Annotated in this window: 27 protein-coding genes; all 27 read left to right on the top strand. The window is 46.0% G+C overall.

Features of this window, described 5'->3' with window-relative positions; translation table 11 throughout:
- Window positions 1–115: 115 nt before the first annotated feature.
- The 27 genes from AB4Z17_RS00305 (at window position 116) to nuoH (ending at window position 25,726) form a co-directional block, all read left to right on the top strand.
- Window positions 116–1,051 (top strand): ABC transporter permease, encoded by a 936-nt coding sequence (locus AB4Z17_RS00305; RefSeq protein WP_054025472.1) that lies wholly within the window; start codon window positions 116–118, stop codon window positions 1,049–1,051.
- Window positions 1,048–1,971: an ABC transporter permease gene (locus AB4Z17_RS00300; RefSeq protein WP_441910167.1), complete on the top strand. Its 924-nt coding sequence runs from the start codon at window positions 1,048–1,050 to the stop codon at window positions 1,969–1,971. The genes AB4Z17_RS00305 and AB4Z17_RS00300 overlap by 4 nt, the downstream gene beginning before the upstream one ends.
- Window positions 1,972–1,984: 13 nt before the next feature.
- Window positions 1,985–2,983 carry an ABC transporter ATP-binding protein gene (locus tag AB4Z17_RS00295; protein ID WP_339209780.1) on the top strand — a complete coding sequence of 333 codons (999 nt, stop codon included), beginning with the start codon at window positions 1,985–1,987 and terminating at the stop codon, window positions 2,981–2,983.
- Window positions 2,980–3,942 carry an ABC transporter ATP-binding protein gene (locus tag AB4Z17_RS00290; protein ID WP_076266262.1) on the top strand — a complete coding sequence of 321 codons (963 nt, stop codon included), beginning with the start codon at window positions 2,980–2,982 and terminating at the stop codon, window positions 3,940–3,942. The genes AB4Z17_RS00295 and AB4Z17_RS00290 overlap by 4 nt, the downstream gene beginning before the upstream one ends.
- Window positions 3,943–4,457: 515 nt before the next feature.
- Window positions 4,458–5,564, top strand: coding sequence for a hypothetical protein (locus tag AB4Z17_RS00285; protein ID WP_441957424.1), 1,107 nt, complete (start codon window positions 4,458–4,460; stop codon window positions 5,562–5,564).
- Between the two features lie 168 nt (window positions 5,565–5,732).
- Window positions 5,733–6,362: a uracil phosphoribosyltransferase gene (gene upp / locus AB4Z17_RS00280; protein ID WP_076266260.1), complete on the top strand. Its 630-nt coding sequence runs from the start codon at window positions 5,733–5,735 to the stop codon at window positions 6,360–6,362.
- Window positions 6,363–6,400: 38 nt separating this feature from the next.
- The gene (wecB, locus tag AB4Z17_RS00275) at window positions 6,401–7,549 is read left to right on the top strand and encodes a non-hydrolyzing UDP-N-acetylglucosamine 2-epimerase (protein WP_441910169.1); all 1,149 of its coding nucleotides are present in this window, start codon (window positions 6,401–6,403) and stop codon (window positions 7,547–7,549) included.
- 190 nt (window positions 7,550–7,739) lie between these two features.
- On the top strand, window positions 7,740–7,973 hold the full coding sequence (locus AB4Z17_RS00270) for an AtpZ/AtpI family protein (RefSeq protein WP_076266259.1): 234 nt from the start codon (window positions 7,740–7,742) through the stop codon (window positions 7,971–7,973).
- A complete protein-coding gene (locus tag AB4Z17_RS00265) occupies window positions 7,966–8,334 on the top strand; it encodes an ATP synthase subunit I (RefSeq protein WP_076266258.1) in 369 nt (122 codons plus the stop codon). Before AB4Z17_RS00270 ends, AB4Z17_RS00265 begins: the two co-directional genes overlap by 8 nt.
- Before the next feature lie 22 nt (window positions 8,335–8,356).
- A complete protein-coding gene (gene atpB / locus AB4Z17_RS00260) occupies window positions 8,357–9,121 on the top strand; it encodes a F0F1 ATP synthase subunit A (RefSeq protein ID WP_441910170.1) in 765 nt (254 codons plus the stop codon).
- Between the two features lie 76 nt (window positions 9,122–9,197).
- Window positions 9,198–9,413 (top strand): F0F1 ATP synthase subunit C, encoded by a 216-nt coding sequence (atpE, locus tag AB4Z17_RS00255; RefSeq protein ID WP_053373757.1) that lies wholly within the window; start codon window positions 9,198–9,200, stop codon window positions 9,411–9,413.
- Between the two features lie 85 nt (window positions 9,414–9,498).
- On the top strand, window positions 9,499–9,981 hold the full coding sequence (gene atpF, locus AB4Z17_RS00250) for a F0F1 ATP synthase subunit B (RefSeq protein WP_339205409.1): 483 nt from the start codon (window positions 9,499–9,501) through the stop codon (window positions 9,979–9,981).
- Window positions 9,978–10,517, top strand: coding sequence for a F0F1 ATP synthase subunit delta (locus tag AB4Z17_RS00245; RefSeq protein WP_339205408.1), 540 nt, complete (start codon window positions 9,978–9,980; stop codon window positions 10,515–10,517). Before atpF ends, AB4Z17_RS00245 begins: the two co-directional genes overlap by 4 nt.
- Before the next feature lie 25 nt (window positions 10,518–10,542).
- Window positions 10,543–12,057 carry a F0F1 ATP synthase subunit alpha gene (atpA, locus tag AB4Z17_RS00240; protein WP_076266254.1) on the top strand — a complete coding sequence of 505 codons (1,515 nt, stop codon included), beginning with the start codon at window positions 10,543–10,545 and terminating at the stop codon, window positions 12,055–12,057.
- A gap of 143 nt (window positions 12,058–12,200) precedes the next feature.
- Window positions 12,201–13,061 carry an ATP synthase F1 subunit gamma gene (gene atpG / locus AB4Z17_RS00235; protein WP_054025458.1) on the top strand — a complete coding sequence of 287 codons (861 nt, stop codon included), beginning with the start codon at window positions 12,201–12,203 and terminating at the stop codon, window positions 13,059–13,061.
- A gap of 78 nt (window positions 13,062–13,139) precedes the next feature.
- Window positions 13,140–14,543 (top strand): F0F1 ATP synthase subunit beta, encoded by a 1,404-nt coding sequence (atpD, locus tag AB4Z17_RS00230; protein ID WP_076266252.1) that lies wholly within the window; start codon window positions 13,140–13,142, stop codon window positions 14,541–14,543.
- A gap of 24 nt (window positions 14,544–14,567) precedes the next feature.
- Window positions 14,568–14,966: a F0F1 ATP synthase subunit epsilon gene (locus tag AB4Z17_RS00225; RefSeq protein WP_076266251.1), complete on the top strand. Its 399-nt coding sequence runs from the start codon at window positions 14,568–14,570 to the stop codon at window positions 14,964–14,966.
- A 302-nt stretch (window positions 14,967–15,268) separates the two neighbouring features.
- Window positions 15,269–17,491, top strand: coding sequence for a methyl-accepting chemotaxis protein (locus tag AB4Z17_RS00220; protein WP_441957422.1), 2,223 nt, complete (start codon window positions 15,269–15,271; stop codon window positions 17,489–17,491).
- A 159-nt stretch (window positions 17,492–17,650) separates the two neighbouring features.
- Complete coding sequence (locus tag AB4Z17_RS00215; protein ID WP_441910174.1) at window positions 17,651–19,264, top strand: spore germination protein; 1,614 nt, start codon at window positions 17,651–17,653, stop codon at window positions 19,262–19,264.
- Entirely contained in the window at window positions 19,261–20,517 is a 1,257-nt protein-coding gene (locus AB4Z17_RS00210) for a Ger(x)C family spore germination protein (protein WP_441957420.1), read from the top strand. Before AB4Z17_RS00215 ends, AB4Z17_RS00210 begins: the two co-directional genes overlap by 4 nt.
- A 9-nt stretch (window positions 20,518–20,526) precedes the next feature.
- A complete protein-coding gene (locus tag AB4Z17_RS00205; RefSeq protein WP_441910176.1) occupies window positions 20,527–20,769 on the top strand; it encodes a hypothetical protein in 243 nt (80 codons plus the stop codon).
- Between the two features lie 5 nt (window positions 20,770–20,774).
- Entirely contained in the window at window positions 20,775–22,010 is a 1,236-nt protein-coding gene (locus tag AB4Z17_RS00200) for a GerAB/ArcD/ProY family transporter (RefSeq protein ID WP_441910177.1), read from the top strand.
- Between the two features lie 136 nt (window positions 22,011–22,146).
- A complete protein-coding gene (locus tag AB4Z17_RS00195) occupies window positions 22,147–22,461 on the top strand; it encodes an NADH-quinone oxidoreductase subunit A (RefSeq protein ID WP_256710814.1) in 315 nt (104 codons plus the stop codon).
- The gene (locus AB4Z17_RS00190) at window positions 22,446–22,964 is read left to right on the top strand and encodes a NuoB/complex I 20 kDa subunit family protein (protein ID WP_076266244.1); all 519 of its coding nucleotides are present in this window, start codon (window positions 22,446–22,448) and stop codon (window positions 22,962–22,964) included. Before AB4Z17_RS00195 ends, AB4Z17_RS00190 begins: the two co-directional genes overlap by 16 nt.
- A complete protein-coding gene (locus AB4Z17_RS00185) occupies window positions 22,961–23,602 on the top strand; it encodes an NADH-quinone oxidoreductase subunit C (protein ID WP_441957418.1) in 642 nt (213 codons plus the stop codon). Before AB4Z17_RS00190 ends, AB4Z17_RS00185 begins: the two co-directional genes overlap by 4 nt.
- Before the next feature lie 7 nt (window positions 23,603–23,609).
- Window positions 23,610–24,710, top strand: a complete 1,101-nt coding sequence (locus AB4Z17_RS00180) for an NADH-quinone oxidoreductase subunit D (protein WP_076266242.1) — start codon at window positions 23,610–23,612, stop codon at window positions 24,708–24,710.
- Entirely contained in the window at window positions 24,710–25,726 is a 1,017-nt protein-coding gene (nuoH, locus tag AB4Z17_RS00175) for an NADH-quinone oxidoreductase subunit NuoH (RefSeq protein ID WP_441957416.1), read from the top strand. The genes AB4Z17_RS00180 and nuoH overlap by 1 nt, the downstream gene beginning before the upstream one ends.
- Window positions 25,727–25,732 lie beyond the last annotated feature (6 nt).

Genomic DNA, 25,732 nt, shown 5'->3' with positions numbered 1-25,732 from the left:
AGCTAGGGATATATGCGGGGTGTCCGCATATATCCCTTTCTTGTTGACAGATTCAGGCTTTATCACTTTTTAGCATTACTTCTTGTTTATATTCTGTAAGGAGGTGTCCATTGCGTTGATAAAATATGTATCCAAGAAGTTTCTGTCCATGTTTGTCTCGTTGTTTGTTCTTGCGTCCGCTACGTTCTTTCTTATGAAAATTATCCCGGGCGATCCCTTCATTAGGGAGAAGGCTATTCCCGAGAAAATAAGGGAGCACCTCTTGCAAATGTACGGCCTTGATCAGCCGGTATGGAAACAATACTTGATGTATTTGAACAATTTGCTTCATGGCGACTTAGGGATGTCAATGAAGCAGCAATATATGTCCGTTACTCGTATTATTAAAGAAAGCTTTATTTACTCTGCGCAAATCGGTCTTTTTGCCGTTATTGTGTCGCTAGCATTAGGTTTGATTCTGGGCATCATTGCGGCTCTTAATCATCGTAAATTTTTGGATAGCTTTACGATTGTTATTGCAGTGCTTGGGGTTTCGATTCCCAACTTTTTGGCAGCATCAATTTTACAGTTCGTCCTAGGCAGCAAGCTGCGTTGGCTCAATGTATCGGGACTTAACGATCCTACAGATTTTATTATGCCTGTTCTTGCACTTTCGTTTCTTCCGGCTGCATTTATCGCGCGTCTGACGCGCTCAACAATGCTAGAAGTACTATCCGCTGATTATATTAAGACCGCTCGTGCTAAAGGTCTCAGCGGCCGCATTATCTTGGTTCGTCATGCTCTACGCAATGCTATTTTACCAGTAGTAACTTATATCGGACCGATGACCGCTAACATTATTACCGGTTCTGTCGTTGTCGAACAAATTTTTGGTATAGGTGGAATTGGGAAATATTTTGTACAAAGTATTACTAACCGCGACTATACGCTCATAATGGGGCTTACTTTATTTTATGGAATTATCCTGATGGTTGCGCGGTTCTTGACTGACGTTGCTTATGGCTTTGTCGATCCGCGTATCAAGCTAACAAGAGGAGGCGGAAAAGGATGAAGGATAAGACCTTTACGCCGGATCAATTCGCAAAGCTGAACAAAGATGAGAAGCACACGGAAGTAGTTGTTCGTGAGAGCATCTCAGCATGGAAAGATGCTTGGCTGCGTTTGCGTTCCAACAAAATAGCCATGTTCAGCTTAATAGTTTTGCTTATCGTCTCCCTTACGGCGATTTTTGGCCCGATGATATCGGAGCAGGATTTTCAAACGAATCACTTGAAAGAAAAAAATCTGGGCCCTAACGCTACCTACTGGTTTGGTACAGATGATCTCGGACGGGATCTATTCACCCGTACTTGGATGGGTGCTGGAATATCTCTGCAGGTTGGTATATATGCTGCATTAGCTGACTTGGTACTCGGAGTTATTATCGGCGGGATTATGGGTTATTTCGGCGGACGTGTCGATGAGATACTGAACCGTTTTTGTGAAATTCTATACTCCATTCCAAGCATGCTTATTATCATTCTTTTGATTGTCATATTAGAGCCAAGCATGTTCACGATCGTGCTTGCGCTTAGTATAACCGGTTGGATCAGTATGGCTTGGATTGTGCGCGGCCAGATCATGCAGCTCAAAAATCAAGAATACGTTATGGCAGCTCAAGCGCTCGGTGCAAGCACTCCACGTATTCTATTCAGACATCTTATTCCTAACGCAATGGGTCCGATTATCGTAACGTTGACGCTTACTGTTCCAAGTGCGATCTTCGCAGAGGCATTCCTCAGCTTCTTGGGACTAGGTGTTCAATCCCCGGCTGCGTCTTTGGGTACGATGATAAATGATGCAATTAAAGCATGGACACTGTATCCGTGGAGAATGATTTTCCCAGCAGCTGTTATAAGCATTACGATGCTTTGCTTTAATATTTTTGGCGATGGTCTGAGAGATGCGCTTGATCCGAAAATGAAGAAGTAGGAGGTGGTCAATGATGGAGAAATTACTTGAAGTAAAAGACCTTCGTGTTAATTTCAAAGTTCGAGGCGGTATCGTTAAAGCGGTTCGCGGTGTGAATTTTCACGTCAACAAAGGCGAGGCAGTAGCCATCGTTGGGGAGTCCGGTTGCGGCAAAAGTGTAACTGCACAATCGCTCATGCGTTTGATTCCATCGCCTCCGGCCGATACTAAAGGATCGATTATGTTTAAAGGCCAAGAAATTTTGAAAATGTCCAATAATCAAATGGAGGACATTCGCGGTAAAGAGATGGGGATGATCTTTCAGGATCCAATGACCTCTCTTAACCCTACGCTGACGATTGGCCGTCAAATTACAGAGGGACTAATCAAGCATCAAGGAATAAGCGGTGCAAAAGCGACTGCACGCGCGATTGAGATGCTTGATCTTGTWGGTATTCCGAACCCTGCTTCACGAGTTAATCAATATCCGCATCAGTTCTCTGGGGGCATGCGTCAACGGGCGATGATTGCTATCGCGCTTGCATGCAATCCATCGCTTCTTATTGCGGATGAGCCAACAACGGCGCTAGACGTTACAATTCAAGCGCAAATTATGCGAGTCATGAAGGACTTGCAGCAAAAGCTTGGCACTTCTATTATTCTTATTACGCATGATTTAGGCGTTGTAGCAGATATGTGTGACCGCGTTATCGTTATGTATGCAGGCAAGGTTGTGGAAACCGGTACGAAATGGGAGATTTTCAAAAACCCTAAGCATCCTTATACAAGAGGTTTGCTGCGCTCCCTTCCTCGTCTTGACCAGAAGAAGGAAGAGCCGTTGGTACCGATTTACGGTATGCCGCCGGATTTGATTAAGCCGCCGACTGGCTGCAGCTTCTGTGCTCGCTGTGATGAAGCCATGCGGGTTTGCGTGGACAATGATCCTGAATTGCTCCCAGTGGACGGCAATGAGAATCATGAGTCGGCATGCTGGCTAGCACATCCTTATGCAAATCGGGAGGTGTCAGTATGAGTGCGCCATTAATTGAAATTAATAATTTGCGTAAATCGTTTAATTTAGGCGGAGGAGCGACGCTCCACGCTGTTAATGATATATCTTTCTCCATCAAAAAAGGAGAAACGGTCGGCGTAGTTGGTGAGTCCGGCTGCGGAAAATCAACAGCTGGTCGTACTATTATGCGGCTGTATGAACCAACTAGCGGCGGTGTTAACTTCGACGGGCAAGATATCTATAAGTTGAAGGGCCCTAAGCTAAAGGAACTTCGCCGTGATATGCAAATGATATTCCAAGATCCTTACGCATCATTAAACCCGCGTATGACGGTTATGGACATCATCGGAGAAGCACTTGATATTCACAAGCTTGTTGCAAGCAAGAAAGAACGCAAGCACAGAGTTGAGAACCTGCTAGATGTCGTAGGTCTTAATCCAGACCACGCTACAAGGTATCCTCATGAATTCTCTGGCGGTCAAAGACAGCGTATTGGTATTGCGCGCGCGCTTGCCGTTGATCCGCGCTTCATCATTGCAGATGAGCCGATCTCAGCGCTCGACGTATCTATCCAAGCGCAAGTTGTTAACTTGATGATGGATCTACAGCGCAAGATGGGTTTAACTTACTTGTTTATCGCGCATGATTTGTCCATGGTTAAGCATATAAGCGATCGTGTAGCCGTTATGTATCTTGGTAAAATCGTTGAGCTTGCAGAGAGCAGCGAGTTGTATGCGAGCCCTGCTCACCCTTATACAAGGGCTCTGCTTTCGGCTATTCCAATTCCAGACCCGGAAATTGAAGCGACTCGTGAGCGTATTGTATTGACTGGCGATTTGCCTAGCCCAATCAATCCGCCTACAGGCTGCCAGTTCCATACGCGTTGTCCGATTGCGACAAACAAATGCAAGGTGGATGAGCCAGCTCTGCTTGAAGTGAGAAAAGGGCATTTTGCTGCTTGTCACTACGCGTCAGTTTAATCATTATCAATTATCTAGCATAAAGCTAGTTGTGAATAAGTTTTTGAAAAAAGATGGGGCAAGGATGATTCTTGCTTCATCTTTTTTTATTTTTAGTAGGTTGTGCACAAAAATGTTGATAACATGTGGACAATTGTGGATAACTAATGCCAAAAATGTGGATAGTTTATCGTTTAAACGTTTTTTCAATAAATAATTTATTATTTTTATACTGATTGTGGATAGAAGTTTACATGATGACTTCAAGGCTCACTATATAAGCTTGAGGAGAGCGGCTTCGCCGTGTGTAAGTGCAAGGAGCAGAATCGTAGAGCGGTTGTACTGGACATTGCGGGGTTAACAGAGGGAAACTCTCCCGTATCATGAAGCAGGCATACAGGGCAGTACAACGCTGTTTAAAGGCTTCTATTCAGAAGAGAGCCTCGATTTTATAGTGACCTTCATTATCCTGATGACCCGTGCGATTAGGAGATGTGTTAATATATGGGTAAGACGAACCGACGTGGAGGGTTAGGATGGATCAAGTGGTAACGATATTGATTATTGTAGTTTTGGTTATTGTTGTATTAAGTGTACTATCAAAATCGAATAGTTCAAACAGCAAAGCTAAATCAGGCGGCAGAGGCAGAGAATATGCTGGCCGTACCAATGCGTTTACACCTTGGCCAAATGCCGAGTTGCCGACTGCACTTGGCGTGCCGTACGGGCACCCTGCGAGAACCGCGGCGGAACGCTTGGAGTCCGCGCTAGGTATCGATTTTGAGAGCCGAGTGAAGGACAGGGTATTAAAGGAATTCCCAAAAATATCAGATAAAGAATGGAATTGGACCTGGTTCGAGCTGAAGCGATATTTTCTTATGTGCGGTATGATGCGCAGTGTTCCTATGTATAGCAAGCAGGTTGATGCAGTATGGCATGAAATGCTTATGTTCACGAGGGAGTATGAACAGTTTTGCATGAAATTCTCCGGTGCAATGATTCATCATGCACCTCATGCACCTCATGCGCCAGGTGCGCAGCCGCTCCCAGGAGAAAGAGCGATGTTCGACTGGGCTTATGGCGAGCTGTTTGGGCAGGCGCCGGTTAGCGGCAGAATATGGGGAGCCTTTTACCGAACGCAAATGTCGGAGCAACGGCTGGAGGAGCTTGCTAGCTGGAGTACAGAAGAGCTGCGCAAGCAATGGTTTAACGTGAGTACGACAGAGAGACACTCTGATTTGAAAGCGACAGCTAACTACATGATAGACAGAGCCAAATCTCAGCTTTTGGCTGCTGGAAAGGGCAAAGCGCCTTACGGGAAAGAGCCTAGCTCCGCGAGCAGCTATGGGTATGATCCTGTTTTAGGAGCAACCGGCCTATTATCAGGTCTTCTCATTTACAATTCTATATCGCACCCGAATGATTTTGCCCAGCAGATGGATCAAGCTCAAAATGAAGAGGAACGTAAAGCGAATGGAAGCGGTGATACCACTTATGCTTGCAGCGGCTCATCCGACGATGGAAGAGATGACCATTCGTGTGGAAGTGACGGCGGTGATAGCGGATCAGGCGGGGATTCCTCCTGCGGAAGCGGTGGAGACGGCGGCGGATCATCCTGCGGCGGCGGAGGCTGCAGCAGTTAAAAGGAATATACTTACAGTGGCCTGTGGCTCCTAATTTTGGAATCACTGGCCTTTATTTGCGAAAACACAAAACTCAAGATGCAAGGGCTTGTTTACAATGCTATAATATACGGGATTGTGTGAAGACTACTATACAATAACAACAACAAACGGGAGGAATACGGCTCCATGAGCAAAGTAATTATTTGCGACCATCCGTTAATTCAGCATAAGCTGACTTTTATTCGGAATAAAGAAACGAATACAAAAGATTTTCGGGAATTGGTTGATGAAGTTGCAACATTGATGTCTTACGAAATTACGAGAGAAATACCGCTTGATACGATTAAGGTGCAGACGCCTGTAGCCGAGACGGATTCGAAGGTTGTATCCGGAAGAATGCTTGGGCTTGTGCCTATTTTGCGCGCTGGCCTTGGGATGGTTGACGGTATATTGAAGCTGATTCCATCGGCAAAGGTAGGGCATATCGGTCTAGCGAGAGATCATGAAACGCTCCAGCCTAAAGAGTATTACATTAATTTGCCTACAGATGCACCGAATCGTCTGCTTATTGTTATCGATCCGATGCTTGCTACGGGCGGCTCTGCTATCGCAGCGATCAATTCACTGAAAAATCATAATTGCGATCAAATTAAATTAATGTGTCTTATTGCTGCTCCGGAGGGCGTGAAGGCTGTTCAAGAAGCGCATCCTGATGTCGACATTTATATCGCCGCACTTGATGAGCGTCTGGATGAAAGAGGCTACATCATCCCTGGTTTAGGCGATGCTGGAGACCGCATGTTCGGAACAAATTAGCACAGTGTCGTATGAAATGATAATAGGAGTGGAATCTTTTGTCTAAACTGAAGGTAATGACTATTTTTGGAACACGTCCGGAGGCAGTCAAGATGGCGCCGCTCGTACTCGAGCTCCAGAAGCGAGAGGATGAAATCGAATCGATCGTTTGTGTAACTGCGCAGCATCGCCAGATGCTTGATCAGGTACTCGATTTTTTTGAAATTCATCCAAATTACGATTTGAATGTGATGAAGGATCGTCAAACATTAACGGAGACGACTGTTCGCGTGCTGGAAGGGCTTGATCCTGTTCTAACGCAAGCGAAGCCTGATATCGTGCTAGTTCATGGCGATACACAGACAACGTTTCTAGCAAGCTATGCAGCGTTTCTTAAGCAAATAAAAGTTGGCCACGTTGAGGCGGGGCTTCGTACTTGGAATAAGCTTTCTCCGTATCCGGAAGAAATGAATCGGCAGCTTGCCGGCGTGCTCTCAGATGTGCATTTTGCTCCGACAGAATGGTCGGCCAACAATTTACGCAAAGAGAACAAGTCGGATGCTGCCATTTATGTGACTGGGAACACCGCTACTGATGTATTTCAATATACGGTGGATGAGTCTTTCTCGCATCCGGTCATCGACTGGGCAAAAGGGAAACGGATGATTCTCATGACAGCACATCGTCGTGAAGCGTTAGGAGAACCGCATCGCAATATTTTCAGAGCGGTGAAACGAATCGCCGACGAGCACGAAGATGTAGTCGTTGTGTATGCGGTCCATCCGAATCCAGCTGTAAGGGAGCCTGCGAATGAAATTTTGGGCGATCACCCGCGTATTCGCTTAATAGAACCGCTTGATGTATTCGAGTTCCATAATTTTTACCCGCATGCCTTTATGATCATGACGGATTCCGGCGGTTTGCAAGAAGAGGCTCCATCGTTTGGCGTGCCGACTCTTGTGCTTCGCGATACGACAGAGCGTCCAGAGGGCATCGAAGCTGGAACGCTAGAGTTGGTAGGTACAAATGAGGAGCTGGTGTACAGCAGAGCTCATGCACTGCTAACCGATTCTCAGCTGTATTCTCGCATGAGTCAAGCTGCTAACCCATATGGGGATGGCACCGCTTCCGAGCGTATTGTAGATGCGATCTTGCATCATTTTGGCAGACTAAAGGATCGTCCTGTTTCGTTCACAGAACGTTCATAGATTACACAGGAGTGATGAGCTGAGAGGCGAATGTACAGCATACAGTAGTACTGTACGGTTTCCGGGACGCACAACACCTTATGTATCAAGGGTTTTGGTCGATCAATTCACCAAAAGTTTGCAGTGATTTCAATTGACAAACATGTTGTGGCTTGGATAAAATAAATGAGGATTGACAGGGGTATGAACCATGAATAAAAAGGACAGAAGGGACAATCCACTGCTCGCAGCCGGACTAGTCGGCGCACTCGGATTGCAAGTCGCTGTATGTATCTTTTTAGGCTATTGGATCGGCTCTTCTCTCGGGAACCGTTTTGGGGACGCGAAGGGATGGACGCTCGGTGGCATACTGGTCGGTCTGGCTGTCGGACTACTCTCAGCCATTCTGCTTGTTAAGAAGGTTATGGAGGACGCCGATGGATAAAATAATGAAGACAGCATTACGTACGCTTATTTATGCAATGGCGGTATGCCTAATTGTATGGGCTTTCTTGCCGGACTGGCGTACGGTGTCTCTCGGTCTTCTTGTGGGATTGGCAGCAAGTTCCATGAATGCGTTTTTACTAAGACGCAGAGTAGAAATGGTCACCCTAGGAGCAGCGGGGGTTGGGCCACGCAAGAGAGGTCTTGGTCTAGGAAACCGCATCGCAACAGTGTTGCTGGTTGCCATGATCGCCTATCGTTTTCCGGAGGATCTCAGCATGCCGGCCGCGTTAGCTGGCTGTATGGTCATGCCGTTTATTCTTTTGGTAGCAGCATATATTCACAATAAACGACAATCTTAGCGGAAAGGGGTGAAAATTTTAGATGCATGAATTTCCGGTGATGCCACTGGGGCCGTTTAATATTGACATTTCGACCTTGGTAGCACTTGTGGTTTCAGTCATTGTGACGTTCTTGATCGCTAAGCTGGCTGTTCGCAACCTTTCGGTGGACAACCCTTCGAAGATGCAGAACTTTTTGGAATGGGTCGTTGATTTCGTTCAAAACCTTATTTCGAGCACAATGCCTGCAAAACGAGTCAGACCGTTCGTTTCTTTAGGAATGACGCTGATTATGTTCATTTTCATCTCCAACCTGCTCGGTTTGCCTTTCGGTATTGTAACCGAAACTAGTACTGTTAATGAAAATATCGGTGTTACGCAGGAGTTATTGGATGAGAAGCATGGACATGTTGAACTTGCTTGGTGGAAATCGCCAACTGCTGATATTTCAGTAACGGCAGGGTTAGCGCTTATCGTATTCGTAATGGTCCATTTCCTTGGTCTGAAACAGAATAGAAAGCACTACTTGAAGCATTATTTCCATCCTTACCCAGTATTCTTCCCAGTTAACCTTATTGAGACAATCGCTAAGCCAGTAACACTCGCGCTTCGGTTGTTCGCTAACATCTTCGCAGGTGAAGTACTGATTGCAACAATCCTGATGATGGGCTGGATTGGTACGCCGTTCCTGGTTGCATGGCAGGGCTTCAGTCTTTTTGTAGGCGGTATTCAAGCTTTCTTGTTCACGATTCTTACGATGGTATATATTTCACAAGCTGCCATTCACGATGAAGAGGAAGCACATTAATTTTCGCTTTATGCCTTAATTCAACATTGAGGTTGGTTATACAAAAAAACAACAATTTTCGAGGAGGATTTTAAAAATGGAATTATTAGCAGCAGCTTTGGCAGTAGGTTTGGGTGCAGTTGGCGCGGGTGTAGGTAACGGTATGATCGTTAGTAAAACAGTTGAAGGTATCGCTCGTCAACCTGAACTTCAAGGTAAATTGCAAACAACAATGTTCATCGGTGTAGGTATCGTCGAAGTTGTGCCTATCATCGGCGTAGTTATCGGCTTCTTGGCTTTCTTCCAAGCTTAATAACTGAAATTGGCGGGGAAGGCCTTAGCCCTCTTCGCCTTCGTTATGATTAAGACAATATTGTGGTGAGAAAGGAGCGGCATCTATGTCATGGGTTTGGGAATCTACAGTAATCGCAATGGTTGCGTTTGGTGTTTTGTACTGGTTACTCAATAAGTACGCATTTGGCCCATTATTCGAAGTAATGGAGAAGCGCAGACAGCTTGTGCTTGAACAAATGAATACAGCTGAGAACAGTCGTAAAGCGGCTGAGCAGCAAATGGAAGAGCAGAAGGCTGCACTCCAACAAGCTCGCAAAGAAGCTTACGAAATTATTGAACAATCCAGAACAACGAGCTCGAAGCAAGCAGACGAGATCGTTCAAACAGCAAAAACAGAAGCATCCCGTCTGAAAGACGATGCTCTCAAAGATATCGAAAGCGAGAAAAACAAAGCAATTGCAGCGCTTCGTACTGAAGTTGGCGGCATCTCCGTAAAAATCGCATCGAAAATTATTGAGAAGCAAGTGGATGAGAAATCACAAGAACAGCTTGTTGGTCAATATTTGAAAGAAGTTGGAAATAAATGAGCCGCGATGCAGTCGTAGCGAAGCGCTACGCTAAAGCACTGTTCGAGGTTGCACAGCAGCAAAAGGTTGTTTCAGAGGTTCAGGAGCAGCTTAAGCTGATCGTGCAAGCTCTTGAGCAGGACGCTGACATTGAAAAGTTCCTGTCTGTTCCAAGTATTGCTCCAGAACAAAAGATTGCCGTTCTAAAAGCAGCATTCGGTGATCGAGTATCTTCACTGGTATTCAACACTGTACAGATTCTTATTACTCGCAGACGCCAAGATATTATTGCTGAGGTTTATGCAGCATATACGAAGGTTGCGGGAGATTCGCTCGGTCAAGCACATGCTACGGTTTATTCCGCACAAGCTTTGTCTGATGCTGAGCTTGCTAACGTAGCGGCGCAGTTCGGACAATTGACTGGCAAAGCTATTATTGCTGAGCAAATAGTAGAACCTTCATTGCTTGGTGGCGTACAAGTACGCATCGGCGACCGTCTTTATGATGGAAGCTTGTCCGGCAAGTTGGAACGTTTACAAAAATCGTTTAAAATCTAATGCACTGTAGATAGGGGTGAACGAATTGAGTATCAGACCTGATGAAATCAGCACGCTGATTAAACAACAGATCGAAAATTTTAAATCCGAAATTCAAGTCGTAGACGTCGGCACCGTAATCAATGTCGGTGACGGTATCGCCCGCGTACACGGTTTGGAAAATGCGATGCAGGGTGAATTGCTCGAATTCTCAAACGGTGTAGTCGGTATGGCTTTGAACCTCGAAGAAAGCAACGTGGGTGTCGTTATCCTTGGACCATATACGGATATTCGCGAAGGCGATCAAGTTAAACGTACAGGCCGTATCATGGAAGTACCTGTCGGCGAAGAGCTTCTTGGCCGCGTAGTAAATCCACTTGGACAGCCACTAGATGGTAAAGGTCCAATCAACACGACTCAATTCCGTGCGATTGAATCTCCAGCACCAGGCGTAATCGACCGTAAATCGGTTCATGAGCCTATGCAAACAGGTATGAAAGCTATCGACGCAATGGTACCAGTAGGCCGCGGACAACGTGAGCTTATCATCGGTGACCGTCAAACGGGTAAAACATCCATTGCAATCGATGCAATCATCAACCAAAAAGGCAACGGCGTAAAATGTATTTACGTTGCTGTTGGTCAAAAGCAATCCACTGTTGCAAACGTAGTGGAAACACTTCGTCGCCACGGTGCTCTTGAATACACGATCGTAGTAACTGCTGGTGCATCTGAGCCGGCTCCATTGCTCTTCCTAGCTCCTTATGCTGGTTGTACAATGGGTGAGTACTTCATGTACAAAGGCGAGCACGTTCTTGTTATCTACGATGATCTATCGAAACAAGCTGCTGCTTACCGTGAGCTTTCCCTATTGCTTCGTCGTCCACCGGGTCGTGAAGCATACCCAGGTGATGTATTCTACCTTCACTCCCGTTTGCTAGAGCGTGCGGCTAAACTAAGCGACGCTAGAGGCGGCGGCTCAATGACGGCATTGCCATTCATTGAGACACAAGCATCAGACGTATCGGCATACATTCCTACGAATGTAATCTCCATTACAGACGGTCAAATCTTCCTAGAAGCAGATCTGTTCTACTCCGGTCAGCGTCCAGCGGTTAACGTTGGTATCTCTGTATCCCGTGTAGGTGGTTCCGCTCAAATCAAAGCAATGAAAAAGGTTGCTGGTACGCTTCGTCTGGATCTTGCGGCTTACCGTGAGCTTCAAGCGTTCTCGCAGTTCGGTTCCGACCTTGACAAATCGACGCTAGCTCGCCTTAACCGCGGTGCGCGCACGATGGAAATTCTTAAACAAGACGTTAACAAGCCGATGCCTGTTGAGAAGCAAGTTATCTCAATCTTCTCTGCTGTTAAAGGTCATTTGGATGAGATTCCAGTTGGCGATATCCTTCGCTTTGAGGAAGAGTTCCACGCGTACCTCGATTCGAACAGCCCTGAAATTGGCCAATCGATCCGCGATACTAAGGATCTTGTTGCTGACAACGAGAAAGCTCTCGTTGAAGCTATCAATAAATTTAAGAAAAGCTTCTCTGTATCGGCATAATTAAGCACATACGGGTGAAACTTATACCTTCTTATAATCCAATATAAATCAAAGCCCGTTCTTTATGTTCGGGCCTAGATAACTTTCTCCACCAACACCAGGCTTTGGAGCAGGTCCAAAGCAACAAAGGCGGGTGAAACCAAATGGCAAAAGGTATGCGCGATATTAAACGCGAAATCAAGAGTAAACAAAATACGAAGCAGATTACGAAAGCAATGGAGATGGTTGCCGCTTCCCGCCTAAGAAAGGCACAAGAAGCAGCGCAAGCATCACGCCCATATGCTGAGAAGCTGAAGGAAGTTGTAGCAAGCATCGCAGCTGGCACTAAAGATGTGAAGCATCCGATGCTAGAGAAGCGTCCAGTGAAAAAAACGGGTTATCTCGTTATTACATCGGACCGTGGACTAGCGGGCGGCTACAATGCGAATATTCTTCGTAAAGTAACGCAAACGATTCGAGAGAATCATAAGTCGACGGATGAATATGTATTGTTCGTTATCGGACGGAAAGGTCGCGACTATTTCCGCCGCCGCAATATGACAATCGTTGAGGAAGTTATCGGCTTGCCGGATGCTCCTACATTCGCAGACATTAAATCGGTTGCTTATTCAGCCGTTAATATGTTCTCAGAAGGCGCTTATGATGAGTTGTACTTGTACTATAACGAATTTGTTAATGCGATTACTCAAGTGCCGACAGACGTACGTTTGCTGCCTCTTGCAGAAGTAGGCGGGAACACGGCTGTCACATCGTATGAATACGAGCCATCACCGGAGGGCGTGCTTGAAGTGCTGCTGCCTAAATATGCGGAAACGCTCATTTACAGCGCAGTTCTAGACGGAAAAGCAAGTGAGTTCGGGGCACGTATGACTGCCATGGGAAGCGCCACGAAAAACGCGACGAAAATCATCAACCAATTGACGCTCACTTACAATAGGGCGCGTCAAGCAGCGATTACACAAGAAATTTCCGAGATCGTTGCTGGGGCAAATGCTCAATCTTAATATATACACTGCAAGGGCCAGGCGCTTGCGATAAGCTGACCGGCGTGCAGTTACAAGAAGGAACCAGGAGGGAAAACCATGAAAAAAGGACATGTTGTATCCGTCATGGGTCCGGTCGTAGACTTAGAGTTCGAACGCGGCAATTTGCCGGAAATTTTGAACGCTGTCAAAATCGAGCAAAAGGGCGAAGCAGGCGGCATTGATATTAACTTGACGCTTGAAGTAGCCGTTCACCTCGGTGACAATAAGGTACGTGCCGTAGCTATGAGTACGACAGACGGTCTTGTACGCGGTATGATTGCCGTAGATACAGGCGCACCTATTACTATTCCGGTTGGTGCTTCTACGCTTGGTCGCGTATTTAACGTGCTAGGCCAACCAATTGACGAAGCTGGCGATGCTTCATCGGTAGTTAACCTTCCGATTCACCGCGCAGCACCTGCTTTCGACGAATTGTCCACGCAAGCGGAAATTCTTGAAACAGGAATTAAAGTAATCGATCTTCTCGCTCCATACGCAAAAGGCGGTAAAATCGGCCTCTTCGGCGGCGCGGGTGTAGGTAAAACGGTTACGATTCAAGAGCTTATCAACAACATCGCACAAGAGCACGGCGGTATCTCCGTATTCGCGGGTGTTGGTGAGCGTACTCGTGAAGGTAATGACCTTTACCACGAGATGAAAGATTCCGGCGTACTAAGCAAAACAGCGATGGTATTCGGGCAAATGAATGAGCCGCCAGGCGCACGTCAACGCGTAGCCTTGACTGGTCTGACAATGGCTGAGTATTTCCGTGACGAAGAAGGAAAAGACGTACTATTGTTCGTCGATAACATCTTCCGTTTCACACAAGCAGGCTCCGAGGTTTCGGCCCTTCTAGGCCGTATGCCTTCCGCGGTAGGTTACCAGCCAACATTGGCAACTGAAATGGGTCAATTGCAAGAGCGTATTACGTCTACGAAAAAAGGTTCGGTTACTTCGATCCAAGCGATCTATGTACCTGCCGATGACTATACGGATCCAGCTCCAGCAACGACGTTTGCCCACTTGGATGCTACAACGAACTTGGAGCGTAAAATTTCCGAGATGGGTATCTTCCCAGCGGTTGATCCACTCGCGTCATCTTCACGTATCCTAAGCCCATCTGTATTGGGTGCAGAGCACTATAACGTAGCTCAAGGCGTTAAGAAAATTCTTCAGCGCTACAAAGAGCTTCAAGATATTATCGCAATCCTTGGTATGGATGAGCTAAGTGAAGAAGATAAATTGACCGTGTCTCGCGCACGTAAAATTCAACTATTCCTTTCTCAACCGTTCCACGTTGCTGAGCCGTTTACAGGAACTAAAGGTAAATATGTACCTGTAAAAGAATCGGTTCGCAGCTTTAAAGAAATTCTCGAGGGCAAACATGACGACCTTCCGGAAGAAGCTTTCCGATATGTTGGTGTGATTGAAGAAGCCGTGGAGAAAGCCAAAACGCTTTAATAGCGAAAGGCGGGAGGAATCCACATGAGTTCTTTTTTAGTAGAGATTGTAACACCTGAGCGTAAAGTATACGCAGAGACTGCGAATATGGTTAGTGTAACAGGCGTTGAAGGTGAGCTTGGCATATTGCCAAATCACATTCCACTTGTCACACCGCTTCGTATTGCACCTGTCGTTATCAAACGCGGTAATCAAGTAGATGTAGTAGCAGTTAATGGAGGCTTCATCGAAGTACGCAAGGATAAGATCGTTATCCTTGCTGAGAGCGCTGAGCTTGCAACTGATATTAACGTTGAACGTGCAGAAGCCGCTAAACAGCGTGCTCAGCAGCGTCTTGCTGCGAAGCAAGACCAAGTTGATTTCCGCCGTGCAGAGCTTGCTTTGCAGCGTGCGATGAATCGTCTGCATATTAAACACAAATAAGCAACAACCACCAAAGCACTGTCAGCGCCTTAAAGGCGCTGGCGGTGCTTTTTTTTATAGGAAAAGAGAGGTTAGATGTAAAGATAGCTAATATGTAACATATTATAGTGTAGATGAAAGTCAGTGCTGAATTCCAATGTCAGGTTGATTCGAATATTCGTGTTTCACCCCCTATTCGGTGTTATGTATTCTGAAATATGCGTGTTTTCGACAAAAAAACTAATTATTTGTATATAATTCCCTCTAATATATGTTAATATAGTTAACATCACAGACAATGAAAATAGCGGGGGGAGAATCATATGTTTGACTGGCTAGGTATAAAAGTAGGGTTTCCGCTCTGGGTTTCATGGCAATTGAATAAAGATATGAGAACAGATGTCGAGCAAAGCTTTGAGGGGATTGCGGAGACACGTAAGGAATTGCTAACTGCATGGGCAATGGAGTATTGGAATTACATCGATCAATTGGGTGGCCAACTGACAGAACTCCTCGCTCAAAACAAAGATTTTACTACTTCTACTGAACAGTCGCAAATAGAACGATTATTTGAAAGAACATATGCTCGAGCGATCGATATAACCGAGCTGTTTTTACTCGATGTGAAGCAAACCGTTATCAGCTCCACACACAGTCCGCATATTGGGACAATCTATCAAGAAGATAGCAGCTTGCAGCTTGGACTGAGCTACACTAAGCAGTTGAGCAGCCCTCGTCGATGCTTGTTTGGGCCTTATAGTGATTCTCTCACCTTAAAGCTAGGAGCGCGTTCTTCCTCTTTTCATGACAAAATGACTCTATTATTTATGCTTCCAATTACGGTAAATGGCAGCTTTGCAGGGACGTTATGCGCGCGTGTGCCGAATGATGTACTAGGAGATTTAATTCAGCGAGAATCGGGCCACGTCTATCCGGATTCGGGTGATAATTATATCTTTATGGCGAAGGCAGGCTTAAATACTCATATAGCGCCAGGGACGGCTCTATCTCGAAGCAGGTTCGAGGACCGAACATTCACACATGGTGAAAATCTCAAGGATGGCGTAACAACTGATTGGGGCAAAGTTTCGATCAAGGAGCATACAGAGCTTGAAATTGTCTTTAATGATCCGGCAACTGGGCAGCTTCATCCTGGGGTTGCGAATACCATTGCAAACGACAGCAATCTATTCGTTGAATATCCAGGTTATTCGGATTATAGGCATATATCGGTTATTGGTAAGGGAGTGACCTTTCAGCTGCCGCATTGTCCGGACAAATGGGGGATGATGTGCGAGGGAGATTTGGAGGAAGTATATCGCATTCGCAGTATAGGATGGAGACAACGCAAGCTGCAGCTTATATCGATTACGAGTGTTAGTATTTTGTCGGCATTGCTTATGTTATTTATTGCCGTTCATGCTCCGGTTTGGGTGACTGCAACAGCGGCAGGTTTATTCAATCTTGTATTTGGATTGTTATTCATTGCTGCCTTTCAAAATAGGGAGTCGAAGCGTGTCGTATCGCATTTGCGCCAAATTAATCGTTTTATTCGCATCAATGCAGAAGGAAAGGGCGATCTGACCCAGCGCTTGCAGCTTAATCGTTTTGATAATGATGAATCGAAAGAATTAGCCAAATGGATTAACAATATGATAGATTCCTTGGAAGGCATAATGCTGCAGGTTAAGCTTGCTTCCTCTGATGTTCTATCCAGTCAATATGTCCTGAACGAATCAGCAGCTGTCACTTCAGCTTCAACGGAACGAGTTAGCGGGAAAGTGTCCGATATGATTGGAAGCATCCGATTGCAATTGAAGGATATTGATATGGCGAAGGATGCTGCAGGCGATATGCAGGCAACGCTGAAACAGATCGAAGAGCAGGCAGCAGGGCAGATTGAGGTAGCCAAAGCCGAGGTTGATCGCATCGGGGAGAAGATGCTTCACATCTCTGCCAAGGTAGGAGAAACCAACGGTACCATTCATAAATTTATGGATACGGTGCAAGAAATACAAGGGGTCTTGCATGTTATTGAAGAAATATCTGCACAGACGAATTTATTAGCGCTTAATGCATCGATCGAGGCAGCGAGGGTTGGTGAGCAAGGCAGAGGTTTTGCCGTTGTGGCGTCGGAAATCCGCAAGCTTGCCGATATGACCAAAAAGTCGACCGAGGAAGTGCATGAAATTACTCGTCACATTTATGATGAAGCGAAACAAGCGTACGCCTCTATGGATGAAGGCACTCGCGTAGTTGAAGAGGGCAATCAGCTAGTAGCAGCCGCTGCTAGTACGCTTGCTTCCGCACATGCCGAGGATCATCGCAAGACGCAGGTCGTTGATGAGGTGGTGCAGCTAATGGAGAAAATCGCACTGGTAAGCAGAGAAAATCGGAGGATTTCTTCCGATGTAGAGAGCAAAGTACAAGAGCTCATAGGCGAAATGACGAATGTGAGACAAACGTCTCAGAGTGTGGAGTCTATAACGACGCTGCTTCAACAGCTTGTTGGCCAGTTTAAGCTGACAGAATCACGAATAAGATAAGTGAACGAGATAGGGTTGCAGAAGTCCGTGTAAAACGGAGCTGCGGCTCTTTTTTTATGCGATGCATTCTTTAATCAACTAAGACACAATACATAATAATGCCATGGAAGAGTTATCCTAAGCATCAATCCAATTGAGCAACAGAAAGGAGATGGGTAAATGTTCCGAACCTATAAGCAGGGCAATGGCAGCGCTGGTCAAAAGGCTGATAAGCGTATAACCAAAGCAGAGATGCATGAAAAGGAGCAGCTTCAGCCTTTTGCGGAGAAGGCCCTTTTCACTTCTCTGGAGCAAAATATGGAGACTATGAAGCGTGAGCTGGGTGAGAGTCAGGATATTATTTATCGTGAGCTGCAGTTGACGGATAGAGGTCACACGAAAGCGCTAATTGTTTATGTACAAGGGATGATTGATGATGAACGCTTTGACCATTTTGTCATTCAACCCATGCATGTGGGCAAATATCCGGAGGATATTGATTTAGAGCCTGTTGAGCTGCTTGCGTTTATGAAAAACAATTTGCTCTCAACGGGTATTGTTAATGATTTATATGATTGGAAGCTACTTTTTCAAAAATTGTTTATGGGTTATTGCGTCATCATGATAGAAGGTGCAAGCCAGGCGATAGCAACCAATGTAGTTGGGGGAGCAAGAAGGAATGTAGAAGAGCCGAAAACCGAGATGGCCATTCGTGGTCCTAGGGAAGGGTTTACGGAGTCGATTAGAACAAATACATCGCTGATTCGCAGGAAGATACGAAGCCCGAAGCTGTGGATGGAGCAATGGACGATCGGAGAAATTTCACAAACTCCCGTATGCATTATGTATGTCAAAGATTTGGCGGATGAGAATGTGCTTACGGATTTAAGAGAACGCCTGGAAGAAATACAAATTGACGGCATACTTGAATCCGGTTATATCGAGGAATTAATTACGGATCAGAAGTGGTCGCCGTTTCCTACCATCATGAGTGTAGAGCGGCCGGATGCTATCGCAGGCAATTTGCTTGAGGGCCGAATAGCGATTTTTGTTGATGGGACGCCATTTGTTCTCATTGTGCCCACGATTTTAAATATGTTTTTTCAGGCTTCAGAAGATTATTATCAGCGGTTTGATATCGCGACGTTTCTGCGGATGCTTCGTTTTGTTTCCTTTTTAATCGCACTGCTTATGCCGTCGATATATGTCGCAATCGTTGGATATCATCAGGAAATGATACCGACTCAGCTGCTGCTAAAGCTTGCAGCACAGCGGGAGGGTGTGCCTTTTCCCGCCTATTTGGAAGCTTTTATTATGGAATTTGTATTTGAAATATTGCGGGAAGCCGTTGTCCGAATGCCTAGTGCTGCGGGTAACACGATATCGATCGTTGGAGGTCTCGTTATCGGACAGTCGGTCGTAGAGGCAGGAATCGTCTCGCCAGCCGTCGTTATCGTCGTTTCCTTCACAGCGATTGCCAGCTTCGTATCTCCTAACTACAGTCTTGGAATTGCGGCTAGGCTGCTGCGCTTTCTGCTGCTTCTAGCAGCGTCGACACTCGGTTTTTATGGAATTGGATTAGTGGTGCTGCTGCTTCTGCTGCATTTGAGCAATTTAAGATCGTTTGGCATGCCCTATATCAAACCATTCGCCCCGATGTATTTAAAGGATATGAAGGATACGCTGGTTAGGGCGCCACTTTGGATGATGCGGGAACGGCCAGTGAAGCTTGCTTCGAGTAATAGAGTTAGACAAGACATTGAAACGGAGCATAGGAAGGAGCCGCAGCAATGAGCCATGGCAGCGTCAATGCAAGGAAACGGATATTTTCATTCAGGAAAATAGGACGGAAGCTCATTCTTGTATGGACAGCATGTATGCTGGCACTATTGAACGGCTGTTGGGATTTACGCTATTTGGACAAGCTCGGTGTTGTATACGCCATAGGAGTGGATGATGATCCAACTGGAAAAAATAAGCTTCAATTGACCGTTCAGGTCGTATTGCCCCAAAACGTTGCAGCGGAGACTAAAGGGGCCATTGGCGGCACCGCGGTGACGACGTTTACGGAAAAAGGGGACACATTGTTTGAGGCGATTCGAAAAATGTCGACTAAAACATCTAGACGGCTTTTTTTCTCCCACACACAAATGCTGATCGTCAGCGAGAGTATGGCTAGAAAAGGCATCTATCCCTTAGTTGATTTAATTGAGAGAAATCCAGATATACGGACTGATATTTCAGTGCTTATTACACGGGGGACGAGGGCGGAGAATTTGCTACGGTTAACGACGCAAACAGAATCAATTCCTGTGAATCAGCTTCGGGAAATGATTGAAGTGAATCAGTCTGCGTATGCGTCGAACTATGTCGTGTTAGTCAAAGATTTAACGAGACTATTGGGAAGAGGGAAGCAGCAGGCTGTATTGCCCTCTGTTCTGATAGAAGGGAATAAGGAGCAGGGCCATTCGAATGATAATTTAAACACCATACCTGCTAAAGCGATTCCGGTATTGTCGACGATGGCTGTTTTTCGCGATGGCAAGCTTGTTGGCTATTTGAAGTCCAAGGATTCAAGAGGTCTATCTTGGCTTCAAAATAAAGTGGAGAGCACTGTCGTAAAGCTTGGATGCCCGGAGTCAGAAGGGGAGCTCATTGTTGAGGTACAGGATACGGCGACCGTGTATAAGGTTAAACAAGATCCGGATGGTCATCCAATTATACAGGTCCATATTAGTATAGGGGGTGGAATTCAAGAAATCATGTGCCACGGCGTCAACATCACGGAGGAAAGTGTACTGATCAAGATCGGCAAAATGACAGATAAAGCGATCGAGGAAGAGGTAGCGGGCACAATCAATAGCGTACAGAAGAAATTCCACACGGATGTATTAGGGTGGGGAAAAGAGGTTTATTTTCAAGAACCTAATATTTGGAGGAAAATCGAAAYGGACTGGGAAGATATTTTCCCTCAAGTGAAAAGCGAAGTCATCTGTACGACTCAAATAACAGGCTCAGGTGTACGAGGCGAATCTATATCGAAATGAGTGAATAGTATGATGGCTCTCATTGTCCTCTTCTTATTTTCCGTTACGGTTGGAACGGCAATATGGAGAAGGAACAGCAAAAAAAACCGTCATCGCGAGGGGGGCTGGGCTTTGGTTATTTTGGTCATAGGGGTGGGGATTATGATGGCAAAGCTAATGCATCTACCGATACCCAATCCAGCAGATTGGCTTACGGCTATTTTCTCGCCTGTATATAAACCCATATTAAAGTGGATTGAAGAGGGGACATAGCATAGATGAGCAAATTTGCGGGAATAAACAATGCCGAGATTACATCGGGGCAATGCGCTAAAATATTGTTTTTATTTGCACTTGGAAGTGCAGCGCTCATATTGCCAACAATGGTGACGTCGATTGCCAAGCAGGATGGCTGGATTTCAATGGTGCTCGCAGGACCGTTTAATTATTTCATACTGCTCACTTATCTAGCGCTTGCTGATCGTTTTCCAAAGCTGACTTTGGCGCAATACTCGGAAAAACTGCTGGGGGTTTGGCTAGGAAAAGTAGTAACTTTACTGTATATTTCTTATTTTTTGTTGTTAAGCGCATTGGTACTGCGGAATATATCCGATTTTTTGAATTTATCCGTATTGCCAGAGACACCGGAGTGGTTCATTAACCTCACCTTTATGATTGTGGTTATATATGGTGTTCTTTTAGGCATTGAGACGATTGCAAGAACGGGTGAGATTTTATTTGGATGGGCGGCCTTAGTTATTGGGATTGTTCTCATTGCTTTGTTCAATCAATTTAATTTTCAAAACTTTGAGCCTTTCTTGTACGACGGCTGGATAAGGCCGATTAAGGGTGTCTATCCGATTCTCGGGTTCCCTATTGCGGAATTCGTGTTTATAACGACGATTTTCCCGCTTGTACGTCAGGAGGATCGCAAAAAATTAAGAAAAAAACTGAAGCTCTCTGTTTTTGCCATTGCGTTTGTAAGTACGCTGATTACGATTTTTTTGGTTGCTGTAATGGGGGTGCAAGAAGCGGGCAGAAGTCCGTTTGCCGTCTATGATATGGCGAAAAACATTAATATCGAAGAGATATTGGTACGTGTTGAAATATTAGTTGCGATGGTTTGGATCGGAACGGTCTTTATGAAGCTTGCGCTTTGCGTTTATGTACTGACGGTTTTAACGGCTCAAATGCTTAAGCTTTCTACCTATCGTCCATTGGTCATTCCCTATGCTTTTGTCATTGTGCCTATCTCGCTCATGGTATATCGAAATGCGGCTCATGCGCATGAATTTGGCATTGGAGTATGGACGGTCTACAGCTTGCTGCATGGTTGTGTTGTACCATTATTGCTGCTCCTGGTTGCTGTTATTAGGGGGAAAAAGGATACGAGCGACGGTCGGTTTCAAGATGAGCAGAAGTCCAGCAGCCGCAGGCAAAAAGGGAATGAAGCAGCAGAAGGGGATTCCGATAAAACGAACAAGGAACCTGCCCTAGGCACAACTCCATCATAGACGGCGGTGGAAGCATTTGTTATAATTGTGAGGAAAATTGACCAAGCGGCTACCTACTCAAATTTACGGAGGCGATCGTGTGGAACACTACTCCAATAATTATGTCGTCGTGGCTATTTTTATCGTGCTTGGCATTATGCTTCCCGTCGTTGCATTAACTGTAGGAAGACTGCTAAGGCCGAATAAGCCAAGTGAGCTCAAACAAACCACCTATGAAAGCGGAAATGAGCCGGTAGGTGAGGGACAGGTCCGTTTTAACATCCGCTATTACTTGTTTGCACTAATGTTTGTCATCTTTGATGTAGAAACCGTTTTCTTATATCCTTGGGCCGTCGCATATAATAAGCTCGGCTTATTTGTGCTAGTCGAAATGTTGATTTTTGCGGGAATGCTGCTTATTGGTCTTCTATATGCCTGGAAAAAGAAGGTGCTGAAATGGAATTCAGTTTAGAATCAATTTCGTTAGAGGAACGCAAAGAGCTGGAACGCAACGTATTTATGGGCACCTTGGAGCAATTGAAGGCTTGGGCAAGAAGCAACTCGTTATGGCCGCTCACATTCGGTCTTGCTTGCTGTGCGATTGAAATGATGGGAACGGGAGCATCGCATTATGATCTGGATCGTTTTGGAGTGATGTTCCGTACCTCGCCGCGACAGTCTGACGTGATGATTGTGGCCGGTACAGTTACGAAGAAGATGGGTCCCCTTTTACGCAGGCTTTATGATCAAATGCCAGAGCCGAAGTGGGTTATCGCAATGGGATCCTGCGCAACGGCTGGCGGACCTTATATTAAGTCCTATTCAGTCATCAAAGGCGTCGATCAGATCGTACCTGTTGATGTGTATATTCCGGGCTGTCCGCCTAATCCGGCCGCGCTGATCTATGGCATCAATAAACTGCAGGAGAAAATTCGCTATGAAGCGAAGACTGGGAAGCGGGTGACCAGTCGATGAGTGAAGAGGATAAACCGGTCGCAGAGACGCCTCCCGTAGACCCGGAGAAGGAAGCCAAGCTGAAGGCAGCTGCGGAAGCACGCGCAGCGAGAGCGGCAGCAAAAGCTAAGGCCGAAGCAGAAGCGAGTGAAGCAGAGCCGGAGCAGCCGAAAGCACCTTCGCCAAGGCAGCCTGAGCTTGATGCCATAGTCGCGCTTCTGAAGCAGGAAATCGCAGAAGCTTCGGTAGAGGATGCCTATGTAAATGAACTGAATGGCGATATGCCGATGATTATTTTACGCAATGAACACTGGCGTGAAGCTGCAAAGCTGCTTAAGGAGCACGAGCAGCTTCAATTTAATTATTTGCGTAATGTGTCAGGTGTCGATTACGAGACCCACATAGAAGTGGTATATCATATGATCTCGCTTGGAACCAAAAGAGAGGTCGGAATTAAGATAAAGACGGAACGGGAAGCGTCAGCCGTCTATTCGGCAACACCAGTCTGGGCAACAGCGAATTGGAATGAACGTGAAATTTACGATTTACTGGGAGTTGATTTTCCTGGACACCCCGATATGCGGCGGATCATGATGCCTGATGATTGGGTGGGCCATCCGCTGCGCAAAGATTATGAGTCGATAGATTCGGAGGTGTAGGCAGCCCTTGATTCGTACAGAAGAACTGCTACTAAATGTAGGTCCTCAGCATCCAAGCACGCATGGCGTATTCCGGATTATCGTTAAGCTTGATGGTGAAGTCATAACCGAAGCGACACCTGTCATGGGTTATTTGCACCGAGGCACAGAGAAGATCGCGGAAAACTTGAATTTCACGCAAATCATCCCCTACACCGATCGAATGGATTACGTCTCTGCAATGACTAATAATTATGTTCTCGTACATGCAGTGGAAACGATGATGGGGCTTGAAGTACCGCAGCGGGCGGAGTATCTCAGGCTTCTCGTTATGGAACTGCAGCGTATAGCCAGCCATCTAGTATGGTGGGGAACTTATCTGCTTGATATTGGGGCAATGAGTCCGTTTCTTTACGCATTCCGTGACCGGGAAATCATTATCGATTTATTTAATGAGCTGTGCGGCGCAAGATTAACTTACAACTACATGCGAGTTGGCGGAGTGAAGTGGGATGCGCCTCCGGGCTGGCTGGACAAAGTGCGCGACTTTATTCCTTATATGGAGAATAAGCTGCAAGAGTATGATAAGCTCGTCAGCGGCAACGAAATTTTCCTTGCCCGCATTAAAGGGATAGGAAAATATGATGCGGCAACAGCGATTGATTATGGCTTATCTGGAGCCAACTTGCGTTGTACAGGTGTAGACTTTGATATTCGCAAGGCGGAGCCCTACAGCTTGTACAGCCAATTTGAATTTGATGTACCGCTTGGAAAAGTGGGAGATTGTTATGATCGCTATCGGATTCGGCTGGAAGAAATCCGCCAAAGCTTGCGTATTTTGAAGCAGGCGCTGGAGCAATTCCCTTCTGGCGGGGAGACGATGGGGAAGGTTCCGCGCGCAATAAGGCCCCCTGCTGGCGAGGTGTATGTGCGGATCGAATCGCCGCGCGGCGAAATTGGCTGCCATATCGTATCCAAAGGCAAAGCAGAACCCTATAGGCTCAAATTCAGAAGACCGTCATTCGTTAATTTGCAAATACTGCCGAAGCTGCTTGTAGGCGAAACGATGACAAACCTCATTACGATACTAGGCGGCATTGATATTGTCGTCGGGGAGGTCGATTGCTAATGCAGTCATGGCTTAACCAATCGCTAACTTGGGGAAATGCACTTGTGCTGTTCCTTTGGGCTGTCGTATTTTTATTCATTGTGCTTGGTTTCGTCACGTACGCCATTTATTTCGAGCGTAAAGTAATCGGGTGGATGCAGCTTCGCATCGGTCCCAATCGCGTAGGGCCCTTTGGCTTGCTGCAGACGGTAGCGGATATTTTTAAGCTGCTCATTAAAGAGGACACGATTCCGAGCAAGGCAGATCGGGCATTGTTCATTCTTGCGCCTGCCCTATCATACATACCGGCATTCTCCGTACTCGCTGTACTTCCCTATACACAAAACTTATATTTCGCAGATCTGAATGTTGGTTTGCTCTATTATGTAGCCCTTTCAGGCATCTCGACGCTTGCCATCGTGCTTGGCGGCTGGGCTTCCAATAATAAGTATGCGCTCCTTGGGGGTATGCGCTCGGCGGCACAAATGATAAGCTATGAGGTACCGCTTGTTATTTCGGTAGTAGGCGTTATTTTGCTTAGCGGAAGCTTGAATCTGCGTGATATTGTAGCGGCGCAGGATGGCGGCTGGTTTTGGAATTGGAACTTCATTCCTCAAATTATCGGTTTTATTGTCTTTATTATTGCAGCTGTATCCGAGCTCAATCGTACGCCCTTCGATTTGCCGGAGGCGGAATCTGAGCTTGTTGCAGGTTATCACGTTGAATATAGCGGCTTTCGGTTTGCATTTTTTATGCTCTCGGAATACGTATACGTTTATGCCATTGCTGCATTAACAACAGTATTGTTTCTGGGCGGCTGGCACGCACCGGCGCCATTTCTTGATTTTGTACCGGGTATTATATGGTTTTTGCTCAAATTTGCGTTTATTGTGTTTTTCTTATTTTGGATTCGTGCTACACTGCCGCGCATACGGGTAGATCAGCTTATGGGTCTTGGCTGGAAGGTGCTGCTGCCGGTGTCGCTGCTTAATGTGTTTCTAACGGCTGTATATTTGGAGCTGTTTATCAAGAATTAGCAAAGG

The sequence above is a fragment of the Paenibacillus sp. TAF43_2 genome (assembly GCF_052113545.1).
GTDB lineage: Bacteria > Bacillota > Bacilli > Paenibacillales > Paenibacillaceae > Pristimantibacillus.
This window is presented reverse-complemented; position numbering and strand designations above follow the sequence as displayed.